At 69.2% G+C, this 14,076-nt stretch carries 15 protein-coding genes; 10 read left to right on the forward strand and 5 right to left on the reverse strand.

The window, feature by feature from the left end:
• The first annotated feature begins 23 nt into the window (after positions 1–23).
• The 10 genes from ACFYO0_RS31510 (at position 24) to ACFYO0_RS31555 (ending at position 9,764) form a co-directional block, all read left to right on the forward strand.
• Entirely contained in the window at positions 24–851 is an 828-nt protein-coding gene (locus tag ACFYO0_RS31510) for a transporter substrate-binding domain-containing protein (RefSeq protein ID WP_388682856.1), read from the forward strand.
• Positions 848–1,690 carry an amino acid ABC transporter permease gene (locus ACFYO0_RS31515; RefSeq protein WP_388682859.1) on the forward strand — a complete coding sequence of 281 codons (843 nt, stop codon included), beginning with the start codon at positions 848–850 and terminating at the stop codon, positions 1,688–1,690. The genes ACFYO0_RS31510 and ACFYO0_RS31515 overlap by 4 nt, the downstream gene beginning before the upstream one ends.
• Positions 1,691–1,713: 23 nt before the next feature.
• Positions 1,714–2,499 carry an amino acid ABC transporter ATP-binding protein gene (locus ACFYO0_RS31520; protein WP_388683161.1) on the forward strand — a complete coding sequence of 262 codons (786 nt, stop codon included), beginning with the start codon at positions 1,714–1,716 and terminating at the stop codon, positions 2,497–2,499.
• Positions 2,500–2,527: 28 nt separating this feature from the next.
• Positions 2,528–3,619, forward strand: coding sequence for an amidohydrolase family protein (locus tag ACFYO0_RS31525; RefSeq protein ID WP_388682861.1), 1,092 nt, complete (start codon positions 2,528–2,530; stop codon positions 3,617–3,619).
• 84 nt (positions 3,620–3,703) lie between these two features.
• Positions 3,704–4,177 carry a GNAT family N-acetyltransferase gene (locus tag ACFYO0_RS31530; protein ID WP_388682864.1) on the forward strand — a complete coding sequence of 158 codons (474 nt, stop codon included), beginning with the start codon at positions 3,704–3,706 and terminating at the stop codon, positions 4,175–4,177.
• A 75-nt stretch (positions 4,178–4,252) separates the two neighbouring features.
• The gene (locus tag ACFYO0_RS31535; protein WP_388682867.1) at positions 4,253–4,978 is read left to right on the forward strand and encodes a DsbA family oxidoreductase; all 726 of its coding nucleotides are present in this window, start codon (positions 4,253–4,255) and stop codon (positions 4,976–4,978) included.
• A 112-nt stretch (positions 4,979–5,090) separates the two neighbouring features.
• On the forward strand, positions 5,091–6,143 hold the full coding sequence (locus ACFYO0_RS31540; RefSeq protein ID WP_388682868.1) for an aminotransferase class V-fold PLP-dependent enzyme: 1,053 nt from the start codon (positions 5,091–5,093) through the stop codon (positions 6,141–6,143).
• A gap of 249 nt (positions 6,144–6,392) precedes the next feature.
• Positions 6,393–8,090, forward strand: a complete 1,698-nt coding sequence (locus ACFYO0_RS31545) for an IS200/IS605 family accessory protein TnpB-related protein (RefSeq protein WP_388682870.1) — start codon at positions 6,393–6,395, stop codon at positions 8,088–8,090.
• Positions 8,091–8,104: 14 nt separating this feature from the next.
• On the forward strand, positions 8,105–8,707 hold the full coding sequence (locus ACFYO0_RS31550; protein WP_388682873.1) for an RNA polymerase sigma factor: 603 nt from the start codon (positions 8,105–8,107) through the stop codon (positions 8,705–8,707).
• Positions 8,708–8,747: 40 nt separating this feature from the next.
• Positions 8,748–9,764, forward strand: coding sequence for a zf-HC2 domain-containing protein (locus ACFYO0_RS31555; RefSeq protein WP_388682874.1), 1,017 nt, complete (start codon positions 8,748–8,750; stop codon positions 9,762–9,764).
• Positions 9,765–9,888: 124 nt separating this feature from the next.
• Here ACFYO0_RS31555 and thpD read toward each other — a convergent pair whose 3' ends face one another.
• The 5 genes from thpD to ACFYO0_RS31580 form a co-directional block, all read right to left on the reverse strand.
• Positions 9,889–10,779 (reverse strand): ectoine hydroxylase, encoded by an 891-nt coding sequence (gene thpD, locus ACFYO0_RS31560; protein ID WP_388682876.1) that lies wholly within the window; start codon positions 10,777–10,779, stop codon positions 9,889–9,891.
• Positions 10,780–10,784: 5 nt separating this feature from the next.
• A complete protein-coding gene (locus ACFYO0_RS31565; protein WP_033317823.1) occupies positions 10,785–11,183 on the reverse strand; it encodes an ectoine synthase in 399 nt (132 codons plus the stop codon).
• 39 nt (positions 11,184–11,222) lie between these two features.
• A complete protein-coding gene (gene ectB / locus ACFYO0_RS31570; protein WP_388682878.1) occupies positions 11,223–12,494 on the reverse strand; it encodes a diaminobutyrate--2-oxoglutarate transaminase in 1,272 nt (423 codons plus the stop codon).
• Between the two features lie 124 nt (positions 12,495–12,618).
• Entirely contained in the window at positions 12,619–13,200 is a 582-nt protein-coding gene (gene ectA / locus ACFYO0_RS31575; RefSeq protein WP_388682880.1) for a diaminobutyrate acetyltransferase, read from the reverse strand.
• A gap of 326 nt (positions 13,201–13,526) precedes the next feature.
• Complete coding sequence (locus ACFYO0_RS31580) at positions 13,527–14,075, reverse strand: DinB family protein (protein WP_388682883.1); 549 nt, start codon at positions 14,073–14,075, stop codon at positions 13,527–13,529.
• Position 14,076: the final 1 nt, after the last annotated feature.

Genomic DNA, 14,076 nt, shown 5'->3' on the forward strand with positions numbered 1-14,076 from the left:
GCCCCCTTCAGGAGGTCACCCCCGTGAACACCGTCCTCGGACGCCGGGCCCGCATTCTGGCCGCCACCACCGCGACGGCAGGGCTGGTGCTCGTGGCCGGCTGTTCCTCGGGCGACGGGGGTGGTGAGACCGTCAAGGGGGTCTCGATCGTGAAGGCGGGGCAGCTCACGACCTGCACGCACCTTCCGTATCCGCCCTTCCAGTCGGAGATCGACGGCAAGGTGCAGGGCTTCGACGTGGCGCTCATCGACCTGGTCGCCAAGGATCTGGGTGTGAAGCAGGACATCCTGGACACGCCCTTCGAGAACTTCAAGACCGGCGCGTTCCTCAACTCCGGGGAGTGCGACCTCGCCGCGGCCGGCATGACGATCACCGACGAGCGCAAGAAGAACGTCGACTTCTCCGACCCGTACTTCGACGCCACCCAGGCCGTCCTCGTCGACAAGAAGAGCGGCATCGGGTCCTTCGACGCTCTCAAGGGCAAGAAGCTCGGCGCCCAGGCGCAGACGACGGGCGAGGAGTACGCGAAGGGCAAGGGCCTCGACCCGGTCTCCTTCGAGAGCTCCGACGCCGTCCTCAACGGCCTGCGCACCGGCCAGGTCCAGGCCGTCGTCATCGACTACCCGGTCGTCCAGGGCTGGCTCAAGGACAAGGCGAACGCCAACGCCTTCGAGGTCGTCGACAACCTCAACACCGGTGAGCAGTACGGCTTCTCGGTGAAGAAGGGCAACACCGAACTCGTCGAGGCCATCAACAAGGCGCTCAAGGACGCGAAGGCCGACGGCACGTACAAGAAGCTGTACGAGCAGTGGATCGGCCCGTACGACGAGACCGAGACCTCGGCTTCATGAGCACCGAGGCAGACACCCGACTCCAGCCACAAACCCGCAAGTCCGGTCTGACCAGGCGTCAAAGGCGAGCCGTGTCACGCGGTATCCAGTACGTGGTGTTCATAGCCGCTCTGGTCGCGATAGGCGTCACCGCCGACTGGGAGCGGCTTCGGAACCAGTTCGCCCAAGCCGATCTGGCCAAGGAGCTGTTCCCGGACATCATCACGCTCGCCCTGCGCAACACCGTGCTCTACACGGTGTCCGGCTTCGTCTTCGGCCTCGTGGTCGGCTTGGTCATCGCCCTGATGCGGCTCTCGTCCGTGGGCCCGTACCGATGGTTCGCCGGCGTCTACATCGAGATCTTCCGCGGTCTCCCCGCACTGCTGATCTTCATCTTCGTGGGCGTCGGCGTACCACTGGCCTTCCCGGGCACGGAGATCCCGGGCGGGACGTACGGGAAGGTTGCCCTGGCGCTGGGCCTGGTGGCGGCCGCCTACATGGCGGAGACGATCCGCGCCGGCATCCAGGCCGTGCCCAAGGGACAGATGGAGGCGGCCCGTTCGCTGGGCTTCTCGCATGCCCGGGCCATGGTCTCGATCATCATCCCGCAGGCGTTCCGGATCGTGATCCCGCCGCTCACCAACGAGTTGGTACTCCTGTTCAAGGACTCCTCGCTGGTGCTGTTCCTCGGGGTCACGCTGGAGGAGCGCGAACTCGCCAAGTTCGGCAGGGATTTGGCGAGCACGAACGCCAACTCCACGCCGATCCTGGTCGCGGGCCTGTGCTATCTGCTGATCACGGTGCCGCTCGGTTTTGTCGTACGCCGTCTTGAGGCGAAGGCCGGGGAGGCCACCAAGTGAGCAGCACGAACAGTACGAGCGGTATGCCAGAGATCCAAGTCCGCAATCTGCACAAGTCGTTCGGCGACAACGAGGTGCTGCGAGGCATCGACCTGGAGATCAACTCCGGCGAGGTCGTGTGCGTCATCGGCCCGTCCGGCTCCGGCAAGTCCACGCTGCTGCGCTGCGTGAACCTCCTGGAGGAGCCCACCAAGGGCCAGGTCTTCGTCGGCGGCACCGAAGTCACCCACCCGGACGTGGACATCGACGCCGTACGCCGCCGGATCGGCATGGTGTTCCAGCAGTTCAACCTCTTCCCGCATCTGTCGGTGACCGAGAACCTCGCCCTGCCGCAGCGGCGCGTACTCGGCCGGGACAAGGCGGCGGCGGCGAAGGTGGCCGCCGAGAACCTGCGGCGCGTCGGTCTCTCCGAGAAGGCGGACGCGTACCCCTCCTCGCTCTCCGGCGGCCAGCAGCAGCGCGTGGCGATCGCCCGCGCGCTCGCCATGGGCCCCGAGGTGATGCTCTTCGACGAGCCCACCTCCGCGCTCGACCCCGAGCTCGTCGGCGACGTGCTCGCCGTGATGCGCATGCTCGCGAACGAGGGCATGACGATGATGGTCGTCACCCACGAGATGACCTTCGCGCGCGAGGTCGCCGACCGGGTCGTCTTCATGGACGACGGCATGATCGTCGAGGACGGCACCCCCGAGCAGGTCATCGGCAACCCGGCCCACGAGCGGACGAGGCACTTCCTGTCGCGGCTCCTCGACCCGGCGATGGCGGACGTGCAGGAGGAGATCTCGGACCGGGTGGGCAAGGGGGAGTAGCACCCGGCTCACTAATAAAGTGCAGCACATGAGCGATCGCGCGGTGCTGCACGTGAAGGGGCGGGTGCTCGTCGGCCCCGACGACGCCCGGGACGAACTCTGGGTCATCGACGGCAGAATCTCGTACGAGCCTCCCGTCGGCGTCCGTGATGTCCGTACCGTCGAGGGCTGGGCGCTGCCCGGCCTCGTCGACGCGCACTGCCACGTCGGGCTCGACACCCACGGCCCGGTCCCCGACGACGTCTCCGAGAAGCAGGCCCTGACCGACCGCGACGCCGGCACCCTCCTCATCCGGGACGCCGGTTCGCCCTCCGACACCCGGTGGATCGACGACCGCGACGACCTCCCGAAGATCATCCGGGCCGGCCGGCATATCGCCCGCACCCGCCGCTACATCCGCAACTTCGCGTGGGAGATCGAGCCCGACGACCTCGTCGCATACGTAGCCCAGGAGGCCCGGCGCGGTGACGGCTGGGTCAAGCTGGTGGGCGACTGGATAGACCGCGGAACGGGAGACCTGGGCGCCTGCTGGCCGCGAGACGCGGTCGAGGCGGCCATCGCCGAGGCGCACCGCCTCGGCGCGCGTGTCACCGCACACTGCTTCGCCGAAGAGTCCCTGCGCGACCTGGTGGAGGCGGGCATCGACTGCATCGAGCACGCCACGGGCCTGACCGACGAACTCATCCCCCTCTTCGCCTCACATGGCGTCGCCATCGTCCCCACCCTCGTCAACATCGCCACGTTCCCGCGCCTCGCGGACGGCGCCGAGTCCAAGTTCCCGCGCTGGTCCGCCCATATGCGACGGCTCCATGAGGGGCGGTACGACACCGTGCGCTCGGCTTACGACGCCGGGATCCCGGTGTACGTCGGCACCGACGCGGGCGGTTCGCTCGCGCACGGGCTGGTGGCGGGGGAAGTGGCGGAGCTGGTGACCGCCGGGATTCCTCCGGTCGAGGCGCTGTCGGCCACGACATGGGGTGCGCGTGCGTGGCTGGGGCGGCCTGGCCTGGAGGAGGGGGCGCCCGCGGACCTTGTGGTGTACGACGGGGATCCGCGGGAGGACGTACGGGTGCTGGCCGCTCCGCGGAGGGTGGTGCTGAACGGGAAGGTGGTGGGCTAGGGAGTCGCCACGCGGCGGAACCGCGGCGGAACCGGACACGTCCTCCGCGGCGTGATCAGAACGCACCGAACTGTCAGAACCCTGGTGATCAGGACCGCCCTGCCCGCCGAAGCCGCGGACGTGGCCGAACTGCACAGGCGTGCCCGCGCCACGTACTACCCCGACGGCCTGCCGGACGACGGCACCGACTGGCCCGCCGTCTGGCGCGGTGCCATCGAGCGCCCCGACACCCGTGTGCTGTGCGCGGTGCGAGCCACGCGTCTCGTGGGCATCGCCTCCTTCCGGCCCGCCGAAGGGGCCCCGGCCGACTCGGTCAAGCTGTTCCAGCTCCATGTCGACCCCGGCCATTGGCGCTCCGGTATCGGCGCCGAGCTGCACGCGGCCTGCGTCGAACAGTGGCTGGCCGACGGCAAGCGGACCGCGACTCTCGAGGTGCACGTCGACAACCAGCGCGCTCAGGTCTTCTACGCCCGCCAGGGCTGGGTCCCCGATCCGGAGCAGCCGCCCCGCGAAGGCGACCACCACCTCTTGCTGACCTACGCGGTGAACGGGGAATGACCTAAGCCGATTGAACGTTCACACACCCAGCGGAGGGAGCCTTCGCGTACCCGTACGGCCTGGAGAGACGAAGACATGCGCGTCGAGATCTGGAGCGATATCGCCTGCCCCTGGTGCTATGTGGGCAAGGCCCGCTTCGAGAAGGCGCTCGGCGCCTTTCCGCACCGGGATGAGGTCGAAGTGGTGCACAGGTCCTTCGAGCTCGATCCGGGGCGGGGCAAGGACGAGACGGAGTCCGTCGTAGCCATGCTGACCAAGAAGTACGGGATGAGCGAGGCGCAGGTCCGGGCGGGTGAGGAGAATCTGCGGGGGCTGGCAGCCGCCGAGGGTCTGGGGTACCGCGCCGAGGGCCGCGATCACGGCAGCACCTTCGACATGCACCGGCTGCTGCACTTCGCCAAGGAGCAGGGCAGGCAGGCCGAGCTGCTGCAGATCCTGTACCGGGCGAACTTCGTCGAGGAGCGGTCCCTCTACGTGGACGCCGACGCGTATCTGGTGGACCTGGCCGTCGAGGCCGGTCTCGACGCGGACGCCGCCCGCAAGGTACTCGCCGACACGGACACGTACGCCGATGAGGTCCGCGCCGATGAGCGTGCGGCCGCCGAACTCGGCGCGAACGGCGTCCCCTTCTTCGTTCTCGACCGCAAGTTCGGCGTCTCCGGCGCCCAGCCCGTCGAAGTCTTCGGGAAGGCGCTGGAGCAGGCGTGGGCAAGCCGCTCACCGCTCAAGCTGCTCGACGACGGGGCCGACGGCGATGCGGACGCGTGCGGTCCCGACGGGTGTGCGGTGCCGCAGCACTGAGAGACAGCACGAGGAAACGGTGCAGGTCGGGGCCGACGTATAAGCGTTCCTTAGCGGGATCACGTAAAAAATCGCAATGGACCAGGAGGTGGCGAGGGCTCACAGTGGTCTCATGGAGACCTTCGAGAGCCTCGTCCGTACCGAGTTCGCCCCGAAGAACAGCTTTCTGAACACCGCGAGCAGCGGGCTGCTCCCGGCCCGTACCGTCGCCGCCCTGCAGGAGGCCGCGGCGCTCCGGGCCGACGGCAGTGCGCTGGACCCGCTGTTCGCCGATGTGGAGGCCGCCCGGGCCTCCTTCGCCCGGCTGGCCGGAGTGCCGGTCGGCCGGGTGGCGGCCGGGTCCTCGGTCAGCGCCTACACTGGGCTTGTCGCCGCCTCACTGCCCGCGGGCGCCGAAGTCCTCACCGCCGAGGACGACTTCGCCTCCGTCGTGAACCCCTTCCATGTCCGCACGGACCTCAAGGTCCGGGCCGTGCCCCTGGAGCGGATCGCCGAGTCCGTCCGGCCCGGCACCGCACTCGTCGCGGTCAGCGCCGCCCAGTCCGCCGACGGCCGGATCGCCGACCTGCCCGCGCTGCGCGAGGCGGCCAGGGAGCACGGTGCCCGTACGTACGTCGACTTCTCCCAGGCGGTCGGCTGGCTGCCGATGGACGCCGAGGCGTACGACTACACCGCCTCCGTCTGCTACAAGTGGCTGCTCGGTCCGCACGGAGCGGGCTTCCTGGTCGTGCCGGAGGACTTCGGCGGGCTCACGCCGATCCTGGCCGGCTGGGTCGCCGGGGAGAACCCGTGGGACAGCTGCTACGGCCCCGTGGCCGAACTCGCCCACTCCGCCCGCCGGTTCGATCTGCCCCCCGCTCTCTTCAGCTACGCCGGAGTGCGCCGCTCCCTCGAACTCATCGAGGAACTCGGCGTCGACGCCGTGCACGCCCACGACCTCGCGCTCGCCGACCGCTTCCGGGCGGGGCTCACCGGTCTCGGCCACGAGGCCCTGCCGGCGCCGGGCTCGGCGATCGTGTCCGTGCCCGGCCTCGGCCACCTCCAGCCCGAGCTGGGCAAGGCCGGGATCCAGGTCTCCAACCGCGCGGGCAACCTGCGTGCCTCCTTCCACCTCTACAACACGCCCGCCGACGTCGACCGCCTGCTGGACGTCCTGTCTGCCTGAATCACTGGCGCGGGCCCGGAGGGGACGCTAAGAAGGCACCAGGGAGTTGGGGACTGCTGCCGGTGTACTGAGCGGGAGTGACTTGTGGTGAGCGTGTGTGAGTGCCGGGGCCGGATGCGGTTGGCTGGCGCCTGCTCCGGGACGGTCTTCCTGGCCATGGGGTGCGTTCTCGGTCTCCGCTCTCCGGGAGGGGAACGCAGATTCTTGGGTCGAATGGGTGACCTTTATGGGTGGTGCTCGTTGACTGCCGTGACAGAGACCTTCCAGGCGGGCGGGGGTGAACGGGTGGGCGGGCTACGGGAGTTGGCGGCGTCGTTCGTAGTGCCCGGTCCCGCCGGGGTGGCGATCCGGGACCGGCTGCGGGTCTCGGAGACCGACGCGGCCGTGCTGGCCGAGGTCGGTGTCTTCCTGGGTTCGCCGGCCGCGGGTGATCTGGCGGAGCGGTCCCGGCAGGGTGTGGCGCACGATGCGACCGCGTGGGCGGTGCGCAAGCGGGAGCTGACGGGGCGGTCGTCGGCGCGGTGGGCGGGCAGTATCACCAAGGCCACCCATGACCTGTGGGCGCTGGCGAGGCGCGGGCAGGCCGCCCACCTGGCCTGGCTGCGCGGGCAGATCGCCTCGATCGAGGCGCGGCTGGCCCGCCCGTTGGGTGCCAAGGCGAACAAGCGGGAAGGGCTGGCGCGCGGATACGGTTCGCGTGCCGAGTGGCATGCCAAGTCCCGCCGCCTGCAGACCTTGAAAGACCGGCTGGCCGGGGTGGAGGCGGACTGGGCGGCGGGCCGGGTGCGCGTGGTGCGCGGCGGCAAGTGCCTCGTGAACACTCGCCACCACCTGGAGGCGGCCGGGCTGAGCGAACAGGCCTGGCGGGAGCGGTGGCAGGCGGAGCGGATGTTCCTGGCCGCCGACGGGGAGTCCGGCAAACGGTTCGGCAACGAGACCATCCGGATCACCGACACCGGCCGGCTCTCCCTCAAGCTCCCAGCCCCGCTGTCCCACCTGGCCAACGCCCCGCACGGCCGGTACGTACTGGACGCGACCGTTCGCTTCCGGCATCAGGGGCAGGAGTGGCGGGACCGAACCACCGCCAACCGGGCGGTGGCCTACCGCATCCACCACGATGTGGCGCGCGGCCGCTGGTATGTGACCGCGTCCTGGCAGCGCGCCGCCGCCCCGGTCCTGCCGTTGCAGGCGGCGCTGGTTCGGGGTGTGGTGGGGGTGGACATGAACGACGGCCACCTGGCCGCCTGGCAGCTGGACGTGCACGGCAACCCGGTGGGTGAGCCGCGGCGCTTCTTCTACGACCTCTCGGGCAGCACAGCGCACCGGGATGCGCAGATCCTGCATGCGCTGACCCGGCTGCTGCACCACACCCGCCGCTGCGGGGCCGCCGCGATCGCTATCGAGGACCTTGACTTCGCGGCGGAGAAGGGCCGGGAGAAGCACGGCCGCAACAAGCGCTTCCGCCGCCTGATCTCCCGCTTCCCCACCGCCCGCCTCAAGGCCCGGCTGGTGGCGATGGCCGCCGAGCAGGACATCGCCGTCGTGGCGGTCGACCCGGCGTACACGAGCAAATGGGGTGCCCAGCACTGGCAGAAACCGCTGACCACCCCGACGCGCGAGATTTCCCAGCACGATGCGGCGAGCATCGCGGTCGGGCGACGCGCCCTCGGGCACCCGATCCGGCTGGGGGCACCTCCCAGCGGTAGCTGGGGGAGGACGGCACCGCCCCCGCAGCACCGGAGTGATGCTGCGGGGCATCGGACTGTCCAGGCCCGACCGGAGACCCGGCAGCGTGAGGAACCCCGCCCCCACCTGCCCGGACTGCGCACCGGATGCGCGCCGCCCGGCGGTGGAGCGAAAGCGGGCGACCAGCGTGCCCAGCACCGTTCGGGACACGCGGCTGAGCACAGCTCCTGGCACCAGGCCTCCCTCCCACTCAGTCTTTAGGAACGGTGGAGCCGTTGGAGACCACGGGGACGTCCGTCGAACCGGCTGCCGACGCGGAGTTGCAGCGGCGGCTGGTGTACGGCGACGAGTCCGCGCTGACCGAGGCGTATGCCGCGTACAGCGGGCTCGTCCGGGGGGTGGCGGTCCGGGTGACGCGCAGCCCGGCCGCCGCCGAGGATGTGGCGCAGGAGGTCTTCGCCCAGCTGTGGAGCAGGCCGTACGGGTTCGACGCGCGTCGTGGCTCGCTGCGTACCTGGCTGTCCGTGCTGGCGCACCGGCGAGCCGTGGACTGGGTGCGCAGCGAGGCCCGGCACCGCAAGGCCGCCGGTGCCGACGACTCGGCGCTGCAGGCGATCCCCGACGCGGGACCCGGCCCGGACGAGACGGTCGTCGACCGCGAGCGCTCGCTCCTGCTGCACTCCGCGCTCGCCGAACTCCCGCAGTCCCAGCGGGAGGTGGTGCATCTCGCGTATTTCGCGGGCCGCACCTACCGCCAGGCCGCCGTAGAACTCGGCATTCCGGAAGGCACCGCCAAGACCCGGCTGCGCTCCGCCTTACGCAAGCTGGCCGAGTCCATGGCCGACCCACCGGATCCGGCCTTGGAAAGGGGCGCATGATGGATGGATGCGGCCGGGAAGCAGGGAAGGGAGGTGCGCGGTGACCACTGATCACGACGGTGTACGTGAGCTGCTGGGGGCCTGGGCCTTCGGCGCGTTGCGGCCGGAGGAGGGGAAGGCGGTACCGCGGCATCTCGCCGAATGCGAGAGCTGCGCGGCCGAGGCGGAGCGGCTGCGGGAGACGGTACGGCTGCTGGACGGGCCACGGGGAACGGCCATGAGCAACGGTTCGGGAGAGTCGGGAGGCGTACTCGCCCTCGCGCTGCGTGCCCGGCCCGCCGTGCCGCGGGTCGCCCCGCACGCCGCCCCGTATGCCGCCGCCGTCGCCGGACTCCAGGCGCTGGTGCCGGAGTTGGACGGCCGCTGGGGCACGCCGGTCGTGCACGACTGGGACGCGCACGCGACGGTCGCGCATCTCCTCGCCGCCGACGAGCCGTTGGCCCTGCGTCTTGGCCTCGCCGCGCGCGTGCCCGCGTCGACGGTCCCGGAGGGGACGCGCTGGGAGGATGCCTGGAACACGCGCACCGCCGAGGTGATCGCCCATGAACTCGCGCGCACGCCAGAGGAGTCCGTCGCCGACTGGTCCGCACAGGCCGGCGCGCTGCTGGCGACGCCCGAGGCCCAAGATCCCGAACGCGCCGCGCACGCCACGACGTTGATGGGGATCCGGCTGCCCGTCGCCGATCATTTCCTGGTGCGGGCCTTCGAGGCGTGGATCCACACGGACGACATCGGCCGTGCGCTGGGACTCGCCGTACCGCCCCCGCCCGAGGAGCACCTCTGGCAGTTGGTCCGGCTCGCCGTCCGCATCCTCGACCTGGCGCTGGGAACCACAGCTCCCCCGGTGCTCTTCGCGGTGACCGGAGGTGAGGACACCCAGTGGGTGCTCGGCTCCGAGGACGAGCCGGTGCGGGCGGAACTCGTCCTGGAACCCGTCGACTTCTGCCTGCTCGTCGGCGGACGGTACGCGCCCGAGGAGGTCCCGAGAGGCGCGACGGGTGACGAGGGCGCCGTACGGAACGTACTGGAGCGGGCGGCGGCGCTGTCCTGGCTTTGAAGTGCTCTCCCGGCTGAGGCCGGCAGATTCCTGCCCGGAGCACTGCGCAAACTCGAAGGCAGACGGAGGAGGGCGGCACCCGACGAGGGTGCCGCCCATCATCCGTACGTCACTTGCCCGTACATCACTTGACGGGTGTGAAGTCCCGCGCCCCGATGAACTCGGGTCGGCGCACCGGTGCCGCGAACGGCTCCACCGCCGTGTTCTCCACGCTGTTGAACACGATGAAGACGTTCGACCGCGGGAACGGGGTGATGTTGTCCCCGGAACCGTGCATGCAGTTGCAGTCGAACCAGGTCGCCGAGCCGGCCCGCCCGGTGAAGAGCTTGATGCCGTGGGCCTCCGCGAACTTGGTGAGCGCCTCGTTGGAGGGCGTGCCCGCGTCCTGCATCTGCAGCGACTTCTTGTAGTTGTCCTTCGGCGTGGCCCCCGCACAGCCGAGGAACGTCTTGTGGGACCCCGGCATGATCATGAGGCCGCCGTTGGTGTCGTAGTTCTCGGTCAGCGCGATCGAGACGGACACGGTGCGCATGTTCGGCAGCCCGTCCTCGGCGTGCCAGGTCTCGAAGTCCGAGTGCCAGTAGAAGCCGCTCGCCCCGAAGCCGGGCTTGACGTTGATCCGCGACTGGTGGACGTACACGTCCGAGCCGAGGATCTGCCGGGCCCGCCCGACGACACGCTCATCGCGCACGAGCCGCGCGAAGATCTCGCTGATCTTGTGGACCTCGAAGACCGACCGGATCTCCTGCGACTTCGGCTCCACGATCGAGCGTTCGTCGGCCCGGATCGCCGGGTCGCTCACCAGCCGCTCCAGCTCGGAGTGGTAGACGGCGACCTCGTCGTCGTCGATGAGCTGGCCGATGGAGAGGAAGCCGTCGCGCTCGAACGACTGGAGGTCGGCCACCTCGATCGGGCCCGGCTCGCCCGGCGCGCTCCACACGACCGGGTCCTGGCGGGGTACGGACACCTCGGCGGCGCCGCGGCTCGGATACAGATCGGTGAGCGTCATGGTCATGATTCTCAGACCTCCTCGGTCAGCAGGGGGTAGACACCGTTCTCGTCATGGTCCTCCCGTCCGGTCACCGGCGGATTGAAGACGCAGAGGCAGCGGAAGTCCTCCTTGATCTTCATCGTGTGCTTCTCGTGGCCGTCGAGGAGGTACATGGTGCCGGGGGTGATGGTGAACTTCTCCCCGGTCTCGTCGTTGGTGAGCTCGGCCTCGCCCTCTACGCAGACGACGGCCTCGATGTGGTTGGCGTACCACATCGACGTCTCCGTACCGGCGTACAGGATCGTCTCGTGCAGGGAGAAGCCGACCTTCTCCTTGGCGAGGACGATGCGTTTGCTCTCCCAGGTGCCCGACGCGGACTTGACGTGCCGGTCGGTGCCTTCGAGGTCCTTGAACGAGCGGACAATCACGGTGGTGCAGTGCCTCCTTCAGGCTGCGGGCGGTTGCGGTTACGCCGTCTCTCGTACGGCGCGGGCGAGGGTGCGCAGCCCCTCGTCCAGCTCGTCGGGCGTGATGGTGAGCGCCGGGAGCAGCTTGACGACCTCGCTCTCCGGGCCCGACGTCTCGATGAGCAGGCCGAGTTCGAAGGCACGCTGGGCGATGCGGCCCGCGCGTTCCTTGTCGAGGAACTCGATGCCCCAGACCAGGCCGCGGCCCCGGTACTCCTTGATGTCGTCGGGGTTCTCCTCGCAGACGGAGATCAGTGCCTGCTCGATCTGCTCGCCGCGGGCCCTGGTCTGCTTCTCCATGGCCGGCCCGTCGGACCAGTACGTCTCCAGCGCCGCGGCGGCGGTGACGAACGCCGGGTTGTTGCCGCGGAACGTGCCGTTGTGCTCGCCCGGCTCCCAGATGTCCAGCTCGGGCTTGAACAGGGTCAGCGCCATGGGCAGTCCGTAGCCACTGATGGACTTCGAGACGGTCACGATGTCCGGCGTGATGCCCGCCTCCTCGAAGGAGAAGAACGCGCCGGTACGGCCGCAGCCCATCTGGATGTCGTCGACGATGAGCAGCATGTCCTGACGCTCGCACAGCTCGGCCAGGGCACGCAGCCACTCGGGACGCGCGACGTTGATGCCGCCCTCGCCCTGCACCGTCTCGACGATCACCGCGGCCGGCTGGTTCAGTCCGGAGCCCTGGTCCTCGAGGAGCCGCTCGAACCACAGGAAGTCCGGGACCTGGCCGTCGAAGTAGTTGTCGAACGGCATCGGCGTGCCGTGCACCAGGGGGATGCCCGCTCCGGCCCGCTTGAAGGCGTTGCCGGTCACGGCGAGCGAGCCGAGCGACATCCCGTGGAAGGCGTTCGTGAACGACACGATCGCTTCCCGGCCCTTCACTTTTCGCGCCAGTTTCAGCGCCGACTCGACGGCGTTGGTGCCCGTCGGGCCCGGGAACATGACCTTGTACGGCAGGTCGCGCGGGCGCAGCACGATGTTCTGGAACGACTCGAGGAAGGCTCGCTTGGCGGTCGTCGACATGTCGAGACCATGGGTGACGCCGTCGCGCTCCAGGTAGTCGATGAGGGCGCGTTTGAGTACGGCGTTGTTGTGGCCGTAGTTGAGTGACCCGGCACCGGCGAAGAAGTCGAGGTACTCGTGGCCGTCCTCGTCGTACATGCGGCTGCCCTGCGCGCGGTCGAAGATCGTGGGCCAGCCGCGGCAGTAGCTGCGTACCTCCGACTCCAGGGTTTGGAAGACGCTCAGGTCGGGCTGGGTGATGGTCACAGCGAATCTCCTCCTGGGAGATGAAGTCTTGGGGGTTACGACCGGGTGGTCGGGCCCGGTCTGCTGGATCTGCTGGTCGGATCGGCCGTGGTCGGCCGGTTCGCCCAGCCGGCTGCTTGGCCGCTCAGTCGGCCTGGTGGCCCGATCTGGACGCTCGGTCAGCCGGCCGGAAGGTCAGCGGTCCTATGCGGTACAGCACCTCGGGGTCGTGCGGGCCGTCCGGGAAATGCACTGCGTCGAACAGCACTTCACGCTCGACGCTCGCTCCGTGGCGTGCGGCGTACGAGGTGAACAGTCGCTCGGAGGCCGTGTTGCCGGGGGTGATCGTGGTCTCGACGGTTTCGAGGCCGCGGTCGTGGGCTACTCGTGCCGTGAGTCCGTCCAGCAGGGCGGCGGCGAGCCCGCGCCCGCGGTACGCGGAGTCGACGGCCACCTGCCAGACGAGCAGGGTTCGCGGCTGTTCGGGCCGGACGTATCCGGTGATGAAACCGACCGGCATCCCCTCCTTGTCGCGCGCCACCACCGAGGTGCCGGCGAAGTCACGGCACCACAGGAGGTAGCTGTACGAGGAGTTCAGGTCGAGGGTTCTGGAGTCCTTGGCGATGCGCCAGAGGGCGGCACCGTCCGCCACCTCCGGACGGTCGATCCGCAGGCCCTCCGGCATTTCCAAGAATTCCGCTTGCAGGTCTGCTTGTGCGGCGGTCATGCGGATTGAATTTACCGAGAGAAAGTTGAAATTGCATCGCCAGATGGGGTTACATGAGCGCCATTAATATGTTATCGCGCGGGCGCGGGTGCCGCACTTCGGGACGGCAAGAACACCCTGTTTGTCCGGGAAATACGGGAGGAAGCGGACACCCTGTGTGTTGCGTCACATATACGTAACGACCACGAGACCTGCCCGAATTACGAGGCTGACGTTCACGGAATCTTAGTGTTTAAGGCCGAGAAAAGCGGGCAGAAGAATACGGGAAGCTGCACTCGAACAAGCATCGGGTGGATGGCAAATCAAAGGCGGAATGAATTCTTCAATTAGGCTCCGGTGACTCCGTCGATACGCTCCCTCACAATGTCCGCGTGACCGTTGTGACGGGCGTACTCCTCGATCATGTGGATGAGGATCCAGCGCAGGCTGACCTCAACCCCGGCCATCGGACCGTCGGGGATCCGTCCGGTGTCGTCCAGAGACCGCCCCGCACACAGCTCCTGCCCCCGGGCGATCTCCCGGCGCCAGTTCGCCAGCGCCTCGTCGAGCCCACGCTCCGGTACGAGGGTGGTGCCGCCGGACACGTCCCCGACCTTGCCCCCGTACACGGTCGGCACCTCGAGCCCGGCGAACACCCGCTGGAACCAGTTCCGTTCGACCTCAGCGAGATGCTGGACCAGCCCGAGCAGTGTCAGCTCCGACGGCTCGGCGGAGGCCAGCCGCAGCTGGCTGTCGTCCAGCCCCCGGCACTTCAGCTCCAGCGTGGCGCGGTGAAAGGCGAGCCAGCTCTCCAGCATGGGCAGCTCCGGCCCGGTGAGGAGCGGGATGGGGCGGCCGTCGGGCAGAGTCTGGGTCTGGTGTGCGTCGGTGGCCATG

The organism is Streptomyces sp. NPDC006365, assembly GCF_042870755.1.
Taxonomy (GTDB): domain Bacteria; phylum Actinomycetota; class Actinomycetes; order Streptomycetales; family Streptomycetaceae; genus Streptomyces; species Streptomyces xiangluensis.

Coding starts and splice junctions, on each gene's coding strand:
- ACFYO0_RS31535 (WP_388682867.1), top strand. CDS start 4,253: ATGCGCGTCGAGATCTGGAGCGATATCGCCTGCCCCTGGTGCTATGTG.
- ACFYO0_RS31580 (WP_388682883.1), bottom strand. CDS start 14,075: ATGGCCACCGACGCACACCAGACCCAGACTCTGCCCGACGGCCGCCCC.
- thpD (WP_388682876.1), bottom strand. CDS start 10,779: ATGACCATGACGCTCACCGATCTGTATCCGAGCCGCGGCGCCGCCGAG.
- ectA (WP_388682880.1), bottom strand. CDS start 13,200: ATGACCGCCGCACAAGCAGACCTGCAAGCGGAATTCTTGGAAATGCCG.
- ACFYO0_RS31525 (WP_388682861.1), top strand. CDS start 2,528: ATGAGCGATCGCGCGGTGCTGCACGTGAAGGGGCGGGTGCTCGTCGGC.
- ACFYO0_RS31515 (WP_388682859.1), top strand. CDS start 848: ATGAGCACCGAGGCAGACACCCGACTCCAGCCACAAACCCGCAAGTCC.
- ACFYO0_RS31540 (WP_388682868.1), top strand. CDS start 5,091: ATGGAGACCTTCGAGAGCCTCGTCCGTACCGAGTTCGCCCCGAAGAAC.
- ACFYO0_RS31520 (WP_388683161.1), top strand. CDS start 1,714: ATGCCAGAGATCCAAGTCCGCAATCTGCACAAGTCGTTCGGCGACAAC.